Annotated in this window: 11 protein-coding genes; 7 read left to right on the top strand and 4 right to left on the bottom strand. The window is 73.6% G+C overall.

Features of this window, described 5'->3' with window-relative positions; genetic code table 11:
• Window positions 1-50 precede the first annotated feature (50 nt).
• The 3 genes from LZF96_RS16145 (at window position 51) to LZF96_RS16155 (ending at window position 4,341) form a co-directional block, all read left to right on the top strand.
• Entirely contained in the window at window positions 51-1,550 is a 1,500-nt protein-coding gene (locus LZF96_RS16145) for a SulP family inorganic anion transporter (RefSeq protein WP_233872344.1), read from the top strand.
• A 182-nt stretch (window positions 1,551-1,732) separates the two neighbouring features.
• Window positions 1,733-3,274 (top strand): MFS transporter, encoded by a 1,542-nt coding sequence (locus LZF96_RS16150; RefSeq protein ID WP_233872348.1) that lies wholly within the window; start codon window positions 1,733-1,735, stop codon window positions 3,272-3,274.
• A 131-nt stretch (window positions 3,275-3,405) separates the two neighbouring features.
• Entirely contained in the window at window positions 3,406-4,341 is a 936-nt protein-coding gene (locus LZF96_RS16155) for an RluA family pseudouridine synthase (RefSeq protein ID WP_233872351.1), read from the top strand.
• A gap of 71 nt (window positions 4,342-4,412) precedes the next feature.
• Here LZF96_RS16155 and LZF96_RS16160 read toward each other — a convergent pair whose 3' ends face one another.
• The 4 genes from LZF96_RS16160 to LZF96_RS16175 all read right to left on the bottom strand — a co-directional run bounded on the left by LZF96_RS16160 (window position 4,413) and on the right by LZF96_RS16175 (window position 7,731).
• Window positions 4,413-5,627: a globin domain-containing protein gene (locus LZF96_RS16160; RefSeq protein ID WP_233872354.1), complete on the bottom strand. Its 1,215-nt coding sequence runs from the start codon at window positions 5,625-5,627 to the stop codon at window positions 4,413-4,415.
• Window positions 5,628-5,736: 109 nt separating this feature from the next.
• Window positions 5,737-6,198 (bottom strand): Rrf2 family transcriptional regulator, encoded by a 462-nt coding sequence (locus tag LZF96_RS16165; protein WP_233872357.1) that lies wholly within the window; start codon window positions 6,196-6,198, stop codon window positions 5,737-5,739.
• 117 nt (window positions 6,199-6,315) lie between these two features.
• Window positions 6,316-7,155 carry an endonuclease/exonuclease/phosphatase family protein gene (locus tag LZF96_RS16170; protein WP_233872360.1) on the bottom strand — a complete coding sequence of 280 codons (840 nt, stop codon included), beginning with the start codon at window positions 7,153-7,155 and terminating at the stop codon, window positions 6,316-6,318.
• A 279-nt stretch (window positions 7,156-7,434) separates the two neighbouring features.
• Complete coding sequence (locus LZF96_RS16175; protein WP_233872363.1) at window positions 7,435-7,731, bottom strand: hypothetical protein; 297 nt, start codon at window positions 7,729-7,731, stop codon at window positions 7,435-7,437.
• A gap of 453 nt (window positions 7,732-8,184) precedes the next feature.
• On the opposite strand from LZF96_RS16175, the gene LZF96_RS16180 reads away from it, so the two are divergent.
• The 4 genes from LZF96_RS16180 to LZF96_RS16195 all read left to right on the top strand — a co-directional run bounded on the left by LZF96_RS16180 (window position 8,185) and on the right by LZF96_RS16195 (window position 14,300).
• Window positions 8,185-10,689 carry a SpoIIE family protein phosphatase gene (locus LZF96_RS16180; RefSeq protein WP_233872366.1) on the top strand — a complete coding sequence of 835 codons (2,505 nt, stop codon included), beginning with the start codon at window positions 8,185-8,187 and terminating at the stop codon, window positions 10,687-10,689.
• Window positions 10,690-10,976: 287 nt separating this feature from the next.
• Window positions 10,977-11,837, top strand: a complete 861-nt coding sequence (locus LZF96_RS16185; protein ID WP_233872369.1) for a class I SAM-dependent methyltransferase — start codon at window positions 10,977-10,979, stop codon at window positions 11,835-11,837.
• A gap of 101 nt (window positions 11,838-11,938) precedes the next feature.
• Complete coding sequence (locus tag LZF96_RS16190) at window positions 11,939-12,772, top strand: M55 family metallopeptidase (protein ID WP_233872372.1); 834 nt, start codon at window positions 11,939-11,941, stop codon at window positions 12,770-12,772.
• Window positions 12,765-14,300, top strand: coding sequence for a M20/M25/M40 family metallo-hydrolase (locus LZF96_RS16195; RefSeq protein WP_233872375.1), 1,536 nt, complete (start codon window positions 12,765-12,767; stop codon window positions 14,298-14,300). The genes LZF96_RS16190 and LZF96_RS16195 overlap by 8 nt, the downstream gene beginning before the upstream one ends.
• The last annotated feature ends 65 nt before the right edge of the window (window positions 14,301-14,365 follow it).

Genomic DNA, 14,365 nt, shown 5'->3' on the forward strand with positions numbered 1-14,365 from the left:
CCTGTATGTCCGCGCGCGGCAGTCCCGCGTGCCCGAACGGAAACGGATGCATGTCCGCTGATACCACCGCGGCCCGTCGGCCGCGCCTGTACCGTCCCTCCTTCTTCGCCTCTCCGAAGGTCTTCCGCACCGAGGTGCTCGCCGGTCTCGTCGTGGCCCTGGCGCTGATCCCCGAGGCGATCTCCTTCTCCATCATCGCGGGCGTGGACCCCAGCGTGGGTCTGTTCGCCTCCTTCACCATGGCCGTGGTGATCTCGATCGTCGGTGGACGCAAGGCGATGATCTCCGCGGCCACCGGGGCGATGGCCCTGGTCATCGCGCCCCTCAACCACGAGTACGGCCTCGGGTACCTGATCGGCGCGGTCATCCTGGGTGGGATCTTCCAGATCGTCCTGGGCGCCCTCGGGGTCGCCCGGTTGATGCGGTTCGTCCCGCGCAGTGTCATGGTCGGCTTCGTCAACGCGCTGGCGATCCTCATCTTCCTGGCCCAGGTCCCCGAACTGCGGAACGTCCCCTTCGCGGTCTACCCGCTGGTCGTGGCCGGCCTGGCCATGATGATCCTGTTCCCCCGGATCACGAAGGTGGTGCCCGCGCCCCTGGTTTCCATCGTGGTGCTGACCGTCATCACCATCGCCGCCGCGATCGCCGTGCCGACCGTCGGGGACAAGGGTGAGCTGCCCTCCGCGCTGCCGGTGCCGGGCCTGCCCGACATGCCGCTGACCGGCGAGGGCCTGGCGATCATCGCCCCCTACGCCTTCGCCTTCGCCCTGGTCGGTCTGATGGAATCGCTGATGACCGCCAAGCTGGTGGACGACATCACCGACACCCACTCCAACAAGACCCGTGAGTCCATCGGTCAGGGCGTCGCCAACGTGATCACCGGCTTCTTCGGCGGCATGGGCGGCTGCGCCATGATCGGCCAGACCATGATCAACGTGAAGACCGCCGGGGCCCGCACCCGCCTGTCCACCTTCCTGTCCGGTGTCTTCCTGATGCTCATGTGCATCGCCTTCGGTCCGGTGGTCTCGCAGATCCCGATGGCCGCCCTGGTCGCGGTGATGATCCTGGTCGCCTTCGCCACCTTCGACTGGCACTCGGTCGCCCCCGCCACCCTGCGCCGGATGCCGATCAGCGAGACCGTCGTCATGACCGTCACCGTGGTCGTGGTGGTCGTCACCCACAACCTGGCCATCGGCGTCATCGTCGGTGTGATCACCGCGATGGTCGCCTTCGCCCGTCGGGTCGCCCACCTCGCGAACGTCTCCGGCGTGGTGGACCCGGAGGGCAAGCAGGTCGTCTACTCCGTCACCGGCGAGCTGTTCTTCGCCTCCTCCAACGACCTCGTCTACCAGTTCAACTACCGCGAGGACCCGGACGACGTGGTCATCGACCTGTCCTCCGCGCACATCTGGGACGCCTCCTCGGTGGCCGCGCTCGACGCGGTGGAGACGAAGTACGCGGCCCGCGGCAAGAAGGTCACCATCATCGGCCTGAACAAGAACAGCGCCGCGATCCGGGAGAAGCTCGGCGGACAGCTCGTCGGTCACTGACCGGGCGGCGCGGCCGACACCATCGGGCCGGTGGACGCGGGATGCCTCCGCGCCCACCGGCCCGTTCGTGCGGTTCCGGGAGTGTTCGGGGGCCTCCGGGGTGAAACGACGCCGAATGGTGGGAAGGGGTCTGCGATGATCGCTGTATCCCGCAGTCATGTCCCGGGTCCGGAGGTCCGTCCGTGAGCAAGCGCTTTCTACGCCATTCGTCCCGCGTCGCCGGAGACGACGTCTCCACGCCGCCGGGCGACGGCGCCCGGCCACCCACCGACACCCGCTTCCACGGATGGCGGATCGTCGGCTTCAGCGCCGTCGCCCTGGCCATGACCGCCCCCGGTCAGACCCACGGCATCTCGGTCATGATCGATCCCCTCATCGAGGATCTGGGCATCGGCCGGACGCAGATCTCCACCGCCTACCTCATCGGCACGCTGGTCGGCGCCTGCGCCATGCCGATGATCGGTCGGGCGATCGACCGCTGGGGCCCCCGGCTGGTGATGGCGATCGTCGGCGCCGTCTTCGGCGCGGTGCTGCTCGCGCTCTCCGCCGTCAGTGGCGTCGTCGGCCTCACCGCCGGCTTCGTCGGCATCCGGATGGCCGGACAGGGGGCGCTCTCCCTGGTCGCCACCACCACCGTCGCCTACTGGTTCGATCGTCGGCGCGGTTTCGCGCTGGGCCTGGCCGGGGCGCTGGGGACCGCCGGGATCTCCACCGCTCCCGTTGTCTTCGAACGCCTGATCGCGTTCACTGGATGGCGGGAGACCTGGGCCATCCAGGGCCTGCTGGTGTGGGCCGTGGTGATCCCGATCGCGGTGTGGGGCATCCGCAACCGCCCCGCCGACATCGGCCAGCACGTGGACGGCGTCGCGCCCGCCGACGACGACCGGGGAGACCGGGCGGCGGAGGGATGGCCGCTGCGCGCGGCGATGCGCACCGGGATGTTCTGGGTGATCGTCGGCTGTCTGTCCACCAGCAGCATGCTCGGCACCGGCCTGGCCTTCCACCAGATCGACATCCTCGGCGAGCGCGGCCTGAGCACCATCGAGGCCGCCGCCAACTTCCTGCCCCAGACCGCCGCCGTGCTGCTGGTCACCATCGGGGCGGGGTTCCTGGTGGACCGCTTCTCCCCCCGCCTGGTGCTCTCCGGATCGATGGTCCTGATGGCCTGCGGCATCGTCTTCCTGGGGCACGTCTCGCCCGGCTTCACGGCCCTCGGGTACGGGGTGATCATGGGGGCGGCCGGCGGCATGATGCGCACGGTCGAGTCGGCCGCCGTTCCCCGGTACTTCGGTACCACCCACCTGGGTGCCATTCGGGGCGTCGCGCACACGGGCGTCATCGCGGCCAGCGCGCTGGGGCCGGTGGCGGTCGCGCTCGGCCGGGACGTCGCCGGTGACTACTCGACGCTCCTGATCCCGATGGCCGTGCTGCCGGTCCTGGTGGCGGTGGCGGCGGCCGTGGCGCCCGAACCCCGTCGACGCGGGTCCCGGCGGGGGAGCGACGCGGTGGACGACGCGGCCGGGGCGTCCGACGACGGGGCGGCCCGGGTCCCGGCCGGCGGTGAGACGTTCACCGGCGGCGGCGAGACCGGCGTACCGGGACCGGAGGAGGCGGCGACCGGTCCCGGGGCCGCCGAGCCGGCCGAGCCGGAGGGGCCCGACGGAACAGGCGGTCCCGCTCCCGGAGGGCGGTCGGGGCCCGGCCGGCGGGAACCGGGGGCGTGAGGCGCCGGGGGAGGGGCGACCGGCTCCCTACCCCGACGGACCGAGGGGTGGGCCGGCCGCGCCCGTAGACTGGCGGGTCCCGGGGGCGGCTCCTCCGCCCCCGGGACCCGCCTCCGTCGAAGGGACCACCGGTGACCCCCTGGCCGACCTCCTGGCCCGAGCTGCGAGCGACCTCGCTCGTCCACGAGGACGAGACGATCCTGGCGCTCAACAAGCCGACCGGGATCTCGGTGACCGGTGAGCGCCACGACACCGACCTGGTGGAGATGGCGGCCGAGCACGGCGAACGGCTCTTCCCCGTCCACCGCATCGACAAGGTCACCTCCGGCCTCGTCCTCCTCGCCCGGGAACTGCGTTTCCACGGCGACCTGACCCGTCAGTTCAACCGACGAACGGTCGAGAAGGACTATCTGGTGATCACCCGCTCCACCGGCCTGCCGGAGAGCGGCACGATCGATCTGCCACTGACCACGGGGCGCAAGAACCGGGTACGGGTGGCGGGCAACCGCGAGGACATCGTGCGTGCCGAGGACGGTCGCACCTGGGCCCTGGCACCCGACACCGAGCTGCCGGACAAGCGGAACCACCCCTCCACCACGGTCTTCGCCCGGGTGTGGGAGGGTGCCGATCACTCCTTCCTGGTGGTGCGGCCGGTCACCGGACGCCGCCACCAGATCCGGGTGCATCTCGCCTGGATCGGCCACCCGATCGAGGGTGACCCCCTCTTCGACCGGGGGAGCGCCGAGCGCGGCGACATCACCCGGCTGCACTCCTGGCGACTGGCCCTGGACGTGGAGGCGCCGCACGCCCGGCGCGGTGTCGAGCGGCTGCGCCTCACCGCCCCGCCGGCCGCCGGGTTCGGTGCCGGGCTCGGCGACGGCGACACCGCCCCGCCCCCGCTCGGCGAACTCCTCGAACGGGCGGAGGCGGCCGTCGCCGGGCTGCCGCTTCCATCGGCCGAACCGGCCGGCGGTCGGCGCGTCCGGCCTGCCGACCGTGAGCGGGGGCGAACCGGCACGGAACGGGGCCGGCCGGGCCGCGCCGGCCGCCCGCGCGCGGCCGGCTGAGACCCGCCGCCCCGGCAGCGGGGCGGCCCGACCCCACCCGACCGCCCCCGAGGGCGGGCCCCCGGGGAGCGTCAGTGGTCGGCGATCCAGAGGTCGGGACCGAAGACCTCGTAGTGGACGCCGGCGGCGGGCACCCCGCGCTCCAGCAGGTCGTTGCGCACGGCCCGCATGAACGGCAGCGGGCCGCACAGCCAGGCCGTCGGAGCGGAGGGGTGGGGCGGGAGTTCGAGCTCGGTCGGATCGATCGGATCCCCCGGGGCACCGTCGGCGGTGCGCTCGTACCACACCCGTAGCGAGGCGTTCGGGAGCTTGTCGACCAGTTCCCGCTGGAGTTCCCGGTGGGCGTGGTCGATCGGGGAGCGGTCGGCGTGCGCCACCAGGACGGGGCGGTCGGAGCCGGTGGCCGCCAGGTGTTCGAGGACGGCGAGCAGCGGCGTGATGCCGATACCGGCGGAGGCCAACAGGATCGGACCCTCGCCCCCGGGCAGTGGAAGATCACCGAAGGGGAGGGTGACGTCGAGGACATCCCCCACCCGGGCCCGGTCGTGCAACAGGTGGGAGACCTCGCCGTCGGGGGTGCCGGCGCCCCCGGTCCCCTCGGTGCCCCGTACCCGCTTGACCGAGATCCGCCGCTCGGAGCCGTTGGCCGGGCCGATCAGGCTGTACTGCCGGATCTGACGCGCGCCGTCCGGGAGTTCGACGCGTATGCCGACGTACTGGCCGGGTCGGAAGGGGGGCAGCGACCGGTCGTCGGTCGGCCGCAGGGCGAGGGTGACGACGTCCTCGGTCTCCCGCCGCCGGTCCACCACCTCCATGCGGCCCCAGACCTCCCCGGCGGTCGTGCCCGCCTCCCGGTACAGGTCGGCCTCCAGCGCGATCAGGGCCCGGGCCATCAGCCAGTAGACCTCGTCCCAGGCCGCCGCGACCTCGGGGGTCACGGCCTCGCCCAGGGTCTCGCCGATGGCGGACATCAGGTGGTGGTGGACGATGTCGTACTGCTCGGCGGTGATGCCCAGGGAGACGTGCTTGTGGGCGATGCGCCGCAGCATCGTGTCCGGGCGACGGTCGGGGTGTTCGACGAGCATCCCCGCGAAGGCGGCGACCGACCCGGCCAGGGCCCGACGCTGTTCCCCGTTGGCCTGGTTGCCCCGGTTGAACAGGTCGCGCAGCAGGTCGGGCCGGGCCTCGAACATGCGACGGTAGAACCGATCGGTGATCCGGTCCAGCGCGGCACCGACGGCGGGGAGGGTGGCACGGACGATCGGGGTGGATCGTTCGGAGAGCACGGCGACTCCTAATAGGTAAATGATCTTCGTGTTTTGGGGCGCGAAAAGGTACGCCCCGATGGGCTTCCGGTGAGGTGTGGGGACGGGCGGGGTGGTCGGGTCCGGGGTGTCACCCCGGACCGGCGGTCCGGTCGGGTCCCGTGCGGGGCAGGCCCAGCAGGACCGGGCCGGCGGGGGAGGAGATCAGGTCGGCGGGGGTGAGCGGGTCCAGGGTCCGGTGGAACGCCTCCTGCGCCTCGCGCAGTGCCCCGCGCAGACGACAGACGGCGCGCAGTGGGCAGGGCGGATCCCCCTCGCAGGCGACGACCTCCTCCTCACCCTCCAGTTCCCGCACCATCCAGCCGATGGAGGCGTGGCGGCCGAAGTCCGTCAGGGTGAGACCACCCCCGCGTCCCCGACGGGCCTCCACCACCCCGAGGTGTTGGAGGCGGGTGATGGCCTTGGCCATGTGGGTGTGGGGGACGGCGACGCCGTCCGCCACCTCCCGGGTGGTCAGGGTCTCGCCCTCGTCGCAGACCGCCAGGCGCATGACGGCACGCAGCGCCAGGTCGGTGAACTTCGTCAGCCGCACGCCCGGAGACTATCAAAGACGCATTTTTGATGTGCATTCAGGGGTGGGATCCCGCCATCCGGCGGGATCGGCCCCCGCCCCGCCGGAACCCCGCCGGGCGCGCGTCGGGGGAACGGCTCAGCGCAACTCCGGCAGTTCCTCCGGCGGGATGAGGTCGGCCACCACCGCGAGGTGATCCGAGGGCCACACCCCACCCACCGGCCCGTCCCCCGCGAGCCCCACCGAACGCACCCCGACCACGCCCCGGGGGCCGGGGAGGCCGACGTGGATGTAGTCGATCCGGGAGGGGAACACCGCCGGGTGCCGCAGATACTCGTTGCGGGGGTCCCAACTCGCCCACGGCGCACCCGGCTCGGCGTACCGCCACACGTCGAGCATCACCTGTCCCGGTACCACCGGCGCCGTCCGCGATCCGCCGAACAGCCGCAACTCGTCGGAATCCGACTCGGCGTTGAAGTCACCGGTGACGATGGCCGGGATCGGCCCGTCGCCGTAGCGCTCACCGACGAAGCGGGCCAACTCCCGCACCTGCTCGCACCGGACCGCCGAGCCGAAGGGCGGGGAGTGCAGATGGGTGGTGAAGAAGGGCACCGCCCCGTGCGGGGAGGCGATCCGGGTGTGCAGGGCGACCCTGCCCTCCACGGGTCCGCCGGCCGCGGGCAACCCGCGGACCTCGGTGGCCTCGATCGGCCAGCGGCTGAGAACGGCGTTCCCGACACCGAGGTTGGGGTCGTCGAGCCGGTCGGCCCAGTGCGGTGGCAACCCCGCCGGGGCCCAGGCCCAGTGCAGGCCCAGTTCGACGGCGAGCTGGGCGGCGAGGTTCTCCCCGCCCTCCCGCCACACCTCCTGCAGGCCCACGACGTCCGGGTCCAACTCGCGCAGCGTGTCCAGGATCGCCTTCCGGCGCTCCTCCCAGGGCCCGAACCGCCACCACAGATTCCACGTCACGATGCGCACGCCCCGATCGTACGGCTTTGCCGGATCCCGACGGGTCGGCGGAGCGCCCCCGCCCGGACGGTGCGGACGGTGCGGCGCTCAGCGCCCGCCGGGACCGGGGAGGGGAACATCGCCGGGGAACAACAGTTCACCCGGGGTGCGGGGTCGCCGGCGGACCACCTCGGCCCGCCGGCGGCCGTCCAGGACATCCGGTCCCGGCAGATCCGGCGGGGTGGCCGACACCACCGGTTCCGGCACGCGCCGTCCGTGCCGCTCGAACGCCCCCGCCCACACCGGGGGTCACAAAACCCCCAGGGCGGCGAGCCGATCCGCGCCGGCGCGGTGAGGGCCACCATCCCGCCCTCCTGGCGGCACACCACCCGATAGCGGTGCCGTTCGTCGCGCGTCGCGCGTCGTCGCCGCGTGGACGTCGGTGAGGGCGCGCCCGATCACCGGCGCGGCCACCGGGGGAGGGGAGTGGGGGAAGGGGTGGGCCTCGGTGAGTTCGTGGAGGGTCACCCCGGGGTACGACCGCGCGGTGGCTCGGCAGGCCTCGCGGAAGGTGCGCAGGGTGCCCCCGGGTGTCGTCCCGACCATGTCCGGATCGTGCCGGCGCCGGGGACCGGACGGGGTCGTTCCGTGTGAACACGGGGTAACCGTTGCCGCACGGGTCCGGGGCGCGCGGCGGGGCCGTGGGACCCGGCTGCCCAACCCGGGCTCGTGTGCATCCACCTGTATCCGAAAAAACGTTCGCATCACCCGATCGCATGCTCCTCCGCGACAGGAGTCGGAGCGCGCCCCGTCGAGCCCCGTACGGCGTGCGTCGGGGCGAACGCGCCGGTCAATCCCTCGGTGCGACCTCGGGCACGTCCGTCGCGCTCCCTGTCGGAGCGTGTTCCGCCACCGGGCGCCGGGAGTCCGCTCCGGGCACGCTGGGCGCGCATCGGTCCGACCGCACCGTTTCGATGATCCCCATCGGTCGGCCGGCTCCCGGGAAGGGGGAGCGGAGGCGTACGGTGGGATCTGCCTTCCGCCCGCCAAGGAGATCCCGTGGCCGAACAGCCCACCCCTCCGAACGCAGCGTCCGCCGGCGGGACCGATCCGGTCCCCGGCTCCCCGGGCCGCTTACCCCTGGCCGTGGTGGTGGCCGACCACCGGGGGAGCATCACCCACTGGAGCGCCGGGGCCCGCCGCCTCTTCGGCCTCACCCGCGAGGAGGCCCGCGGCCGGGCCGTCGCCGATGTCCTCCCCGTCTCGGGCGTCTTCGACGTCGTGGGGGACGGCGAGGACGACGGGGCCGCGTACGCGGGTCTGTACTCCGGCGCCGTCGACGGACCGTCCCGTCCGCTCCCCGGCCACCCCGCCTCGGGTCGGCTGACCTTCCGTCGCGCCGATGTCCGGCAGGAGGCCCTGTGGTGGACCTATCCGCTGACCGGGCCCCACCCGTTGCGCCTGCTCGCCCTGGCCGCCGACCCGTTCGCGGTCCCGGTGGGCGACCCCGACACCACCGATGACCCCCACGACCTCGAAGCGGTCGGGGATCCCGGTCCGCCCGTGGACGCCGGGGAGTTGATGACCGCGTCCTTCGCCCGCCGCGCGGAACTCCCCGAGGACGACGAGGTCGCCCGTCGGTTGGCCGGCGTCCTGCCCGCCATGAGCCCCGCCGAGAGCGACGAGATCGTCTCCAGGGTGCTCGAACTCGGTTATCCCATGGTGGAGATCAACCGATGGCACCGGCTGCCGGTGATCCCCGACTGGGGCGTCCCGCGCCGTGAGCGGCGTCGGGCCCGCCGCGCCGGGACGGGCACGGACGGCGGAACCGGGGACACCCGGGAGCCTCCCGATCTCGAGTACGCCGCCGTGCGCGAACGCCTGGAGTTCCTCAACGAGGTCAGTGCGAGCATCGGCACCTCGCTGGAACTGGACCGCACCATCCTGGAGGTCAGCCGGGCCGTCGTGCCCCGCTTCACCGACGTCGCCGGCACCTACCTGCGCGAACAGGTGGTGGCCGGTGAGGGTTTCCCCGACGGGCCGCCCGACACCTCCACCCTCTGGCACCGGGTCGCGGTCGAGCACGACGACGAACCGGGCCGCTGGGACGACGTGGTGCCGGTGGGCGAGACGATGCCCTTCCCCGAGCACACCCCGTTCTTCCGCTGCATGACCACCGGCCGACCGGTGCTGGTCCCCCGGATCACCGAGGAGATGGGCGATGCCATCGCCGCGCAGTTCGAGAAGCGCGACATCCGCCCGTTGATCACCCACCGTTCCATGCTGGTGGTGCCGCTCCGCGCCCGCCGGGTGGTGCTCGGCTTCATGATCCTGCTGCGCCACGGCTCCCGACCGCCGTTCGACGACATCGACGTGGCCACCGGCGCCGAACTCGCCGCCCGGGCCGGCCTGGTGATCGACAACGCCCGGATGTACACCCGGCAGGAGAACCTCGCCGACACCCTCCAGGACAGCATGCTGCCCCGGGCGCGGCCGCGCACGGCGGGCTGCGACGTCGCCACCCGCTACCTGCCCGGAACCCGGCTCGGCCGGGTCGGCGGCGACTGGTTCGACACCATCCGACTGCCCGGCTCCCGCACCGCCCTGGTGGTCGGGGACGTCATGGGGCACGGGCTGAACTCCGCCGCGATGATGGGACAGTTGCGCACCGCCGTGCAGACCATGGCGGCCATGGACACCGACCCGGCGCACCTGTTGCGCGGCCTGGACGACCTGGCCCGTCGGCTGGGGGAGCACTACCTGGCGACCTGTCAGTACGCCGTCTACGATCCGGTCGCCTCCACGCTGCGCATCGCCAACGCCGGCCACCTCCCCCCGGTACTGGTCCGCGCGCGGGACGGTCGGGGTGAGCTGCTCGACCTGCCCACCGGCGCGCCCATCGGGGTCGGCGGGGTCGCCTTCCGGACGGTCACCGTTCCCGTACGGCCGGGGGACCGGCTGGTCATGTGTACCGACGGTCTGGTGGAGGTGCGCGGGCGGGACATCGGGATCGGACTGACGGCACTGTGCGAGTCCGCCGCCCACCCGGCCGCCTCCATGGACGACGCCTGCGACACCGTGATCCGCGCCCTGGCCGCCTCCACCGCGCCCGACGACCGTCGCGACGACGTGGCTCTCCTGATGGCCCGGCTCAACGGCATCCCGGCCGGTGACGTGGCGGTGCGGGAGGTGCCGGCCGATGCCCGTCGGGTGGGCGAGGCGCGCCGATGGGTGGCCGACCGCCTCCACGGATGGTCGCTGGATTCCCTGACCGACCCCGCCCGGCAGGTCGTGGGAGAGCTCCTGGCCAACGCCGTACGGCATGCCGGTCCCGGGCCGGTCGGCCTGCGCGTCGTGCGTTCCGACGCGCTGCTGATCGAGGTCTCCGACACCGACCCGGAACTCCCGGTGTTGGAGGAGGCCGGACCCACCGACGAGGCCGGACGGGGTCTGGCGGTTGTCGGCCGGCTGGCCCGGGCCTGGGGCAGCAGCCGCACCGGGCACGGCAAGACGGTGTGGTGCGAACTGTCCCTGCCCCGTCACCGACCCCCACCCCGTCACTGATCCCCGCGCCGGCAGCCTCCCGACGGACCGGCTGCCGCGCGGTACCGACCTGTGGTGCCGCGCGGTGGTCACCGGCGCACGTCCCCGGTCGGGGCGACACCCCACCACCGGGCCCTCCGGCACCACCACCGCGCACGGCTCCGGCGCGGTGCCCATCGCCCGGGTGCGGCGCCGCGCCGTACCCGGGGTCGTATGCCCGGCGTCCCGCGCCGTCCCGCCGTACCCGTCGGCGCCGCGCCGCGGGTGCCACCGGGAACCAGGAGCACGGATCACGACGAGGAGACGGCATGGCCGACGCGATACCCGGCACCACACCGCACCACCCGACGTCCCCCGACCCCGCGGGCGAGCCGGGAACCGGCGCCGAGCGGTGGGAGGCGTACTGGAAATCCGTTCCCCCCGCCCGAACCGGGGACACGCCCGGCACCGGCGGTGACGCCGACCCCGGTGAGGGCGTCGTCCTGTGGGACACCCCCGCCGTGCTCGCCCCCGGGGCGCCCCTCCTCTTCGCGGGCACCGGTGGGGGCGCCGATCACCCCGACCTCCCCGACCTCCCCGTGGTGGACGTGGGGTGCGGGAACGGCACCCGGACCCGTGCGCTGGCCGCCCGCTTCAGCCGGGTCATCGGTATCGACGTCTCGACCACCGCCGTCGAACTCGCCCGGCGGGCCGCCGAGGAGGACCCCGGCCCCACCCCGGAGTTCCGGCGGGCCGACGCCGCCGACCCGGACACCGTCCGGGCCCTGCACGCCGAACTCGGCGACTGCCACGTGTACCTGCGCGGGGTGCTGCACCAGGCCCCGCCCGGCGTGCGCGAGGCGCTGGCCGCCGGCGTGGCGACCCTGGTGGGATCCCGGGGTCGGGCCCTGGTGGTGGAACCCGCCGCGGCGGCCGAGCCGGTGCTGCGGTCCCTGATGGAACGTCCGCAGGGACCGCCCGCCTCGCTCGCCGCCGTGTTCGCGGCCGGCCTCACCCCCGCCGACCTCCCCGACGCGGAGATCCCCCGGTTGTTGCGGGAGGCCGGTCTGGAGGTGCTGGAGTCGGAACCGGTCCCCCTGGGGACCACCGCCCGCCGGCCCGACGGCGGGCCGGTCGAGCTCCCCGCCCACCGCCTGCTGCTGGGCCGCGCCCCCGCCCCGTCCCACTGAACCCCGCGGGCGGCGCGCGCCGGCCGCGCGTGCCGCGAACCGTCGGGACGCGCCGGCGCGCCGCCCGCCCCGGCCCCGCCGCCCCGCGTACCCTGCCCGCCATGAAGGTCCTGATCAGCGCGGACATGGAGGGCGCCACCGGCGTCACCTGCCCCGCCGACTGTCTGCCCGGCACCCCGCAGTGGGAACGCTGCAGGGCCCTGCTCACCTCGGACGTCAACGCCGCCGTCGAGGGCCTCTTCGCCGGCGGTGCCGACGAGGTGCTGGTCAACGAGGCCCACATGACCATGCGCAACCTCCTGCCCGAGCGGCTCGACGAGCGGGCCGAGGTGCTGATCGGCCGGCACAAACCGCTGGGCATGGTCGAGGGGGTCCAGCACGGCGACGCCGACGGCATCGTCTTCCTCGGCTACCACACCGGCGCCGGTGACGAGGGCGTCCTCGCCCACACCTACCTCGGCAACTCCCTGACCGGCGTCTTCGTCGACGGTGTCCGCGCGAGCGAGGGCCGGCTCAACTCCCTGGTGGTCGCCGAGTGGGGAACCCCGGTGATCCTGGTCACCGGGGACGACCTCACCTGCGTCGAGGCCGCATCCTGGGCGCCGACCGCCCGCACCGTCGCGGTCAAGGACCACGTCTCCCGCTACGCCGCCGTCTGCCGGCCGCCGGCCCGCACCGCCGCCGACATCCGGGCCGCCGCCGAGGCCGCGGCGGCCCTCGCCGTGCGCCACGCACCGGCCGATCCGAGGCGCCGGACCATCGAGGTGGAGTTCGACGCCGAGCACCTCGCGGGGGCCGCGACCATCGTTCCCGGTGTCGAACGGATCGATTCACGCCGAGTGGCCTTCACCGTTTCGGACATGTATCGGGGTATCCGTTGTTTCAAGGCGGTCACCACGGTCGTGGCCGCCGCTGTCGAGGAGTGGTATGGCTGAGCACGCTTCCCCCCGGACCCCGGTGACGGCTCCCGACCGTTCCCGCCGCCCGGATCGCGGCGGGTCCGAGGCGGGTCCACCCGATCCCGTCGACCGGCGGGCCCTGGACGAGGCGGTGGACGGCACCGCCGAACTGATCCGCGTCGACACCGTGAACCGGGGCGGCGGTGACGGCCGGGAACGCGAGGCCGCCGAGTGGGTGGCCGAACGCCTGGCCGGCGCCGGACTCGAACCCCGACTGCTGGAGAAGGCACCCGGCCGTACCAACGTCGTCGCCCGTCTGCCCGGCACCGAGCCCGGGGCCGACGCCCTCCTGGTCCACGGTCATCTGGACGTGGTCCCCGCCGACGCCGCCGACTGGACCGTGCCCCCCTTCGCGGGGGAGATCCGGGACGGCGTGGTGTGGGGCCGCGGCGCGGTCGACATGAAGAACGCCGTCGCCATGACCGTGGCCCTGGTGCGCGCCTGGTCCCGGGCCGGGGTGCGTCCGCGCCGCGACATCGTGCTGGCCTTCACCGCCGACGAGGAGGACACCGCCGAGTACGGTGCCGGTCACCTGGTGCGCGAACACGCCGACCTCTTCGATGGATGCACCGAGGCCATCGGCGAGTCCGGCGCCTTCACCTGCCACACCGCCGACGGTCGTCGGCTCTACCCGGTCGCCGCCGGTGAACGCGGCACCTCCTGGGTGCGGCTCACCGCCCGGGGCCGGGCCGGTCACGGCTCGAAGGTCAACCGGGAGAACGCGGTCGGACGACTGGCCGCCGCCGTGAACCGCATCGCCGAGCACCACTGGCCGCTGCGATTGGCACCCGCTGTGCGCGCCGCCCTGATCGAGTTGGCCGTGCTGCACGGGGTGCGCCCGTCGGGCGGAACGCCGAGCGGGGTGTCGGCGAACGGGTCGGCCGGGACCGGAAGCGAGGACGACCGGGCCGGGACCTGCCGCCGCGCCTGGGAGGCGGTGCTCGCCGACACACCCGGCGATCCCGCGCACATCGCGACCCGGGAACGCGCCGTGACCGAGCTCCTCGAGGCGATCGGCCCCGCCGCCACACTGGTCGCCTCCACCGTGCGCAACAGCGCGAACCCGACCGTCCTGAACGCCGGCGGGAAGATCAACGTCATCCCCGGCCGGGCCGAGGGCGCGGTGGACGGCCGTGTGGTGCCGGGCGGCGAGGAGGAGTTCACCGAGACCATGGACCGCCTCACCGGTCCATCGGTGGACTGGGAGTACCACCACCACATGGGGCCCTTGGAGGCCCCGCTGGACTCGCGGACCTACGCCGTGCTGCGCGGCGCGCTGTCGTACTTCGACCCCGGCGCGCACGTGGTGCCGTACTTCATGTCCGGTGGGACCGACGCCAAGCAGTTCGCCCGCCTGGGCATCGTCGGGTACGGCTTCACTCCGTTGCGGTTGCCGCCCGGATTCGACTACCAGGCGATGTTCCACGGTGTGGACGAGCGGGTCCCGGCGGAGGCGCTGCACTTCGGGGTCCGGGCCCTGGACCGCGCGCTGCGCACCCTCTGACGTGCTCCGATGCGCGTCCCCGCCCCGGCGGTTCCGGACGACAGTCGTCGGAAGCGACTGTGGGG

It is taken from the genome of Streptomyces sp. ST2-7A (genome assembly GCF_021390475.1).
Lineage (GTDB): Bacteria > Actinomycetota > Actinomycetes > Streptomycetales > Streptomycetaceae > Streptomyces.

Bases quoted from the DNA above. Each gene is read 5' to 3' on its own strand.
- LZF96_RS16175 (WP_233872363.1), bottom strand. From the start codon at position 7,731: ATGGTCGGGACGACACCCGGGGGCACCCTGCGCACCTTCCGCGAGGCC.
- LZF96_RS16185 (WP_233872369.1), top strand. From the start codon at position 10,977: ATGGCCGACGCGATACCCGGCACCACACCGCACCACCCGACGTCCCCC.
- LZF96_RS16190 (WP_233872372.1), top strand. From the start codon at position 11,939: ATGAAGGTCCTGATCAGCGCGGACATGGAGGGCGCCACCGGCGTCACC.
- LZF96_RS16145 (WP_233872344.1), top strand. From the start codon at position 51: ATGTCCGCTGATACCACCGCGGCCCGTCGGCCGCGCCTGTACCGTCCC.
- LZF96_RS16195 (WP_233872375.1), top strand. From the start codon at position 12,765: ATGGCTGAGCACGCTTCCCCCCGGACCCCGGTGACGGCTCCCGACCGT.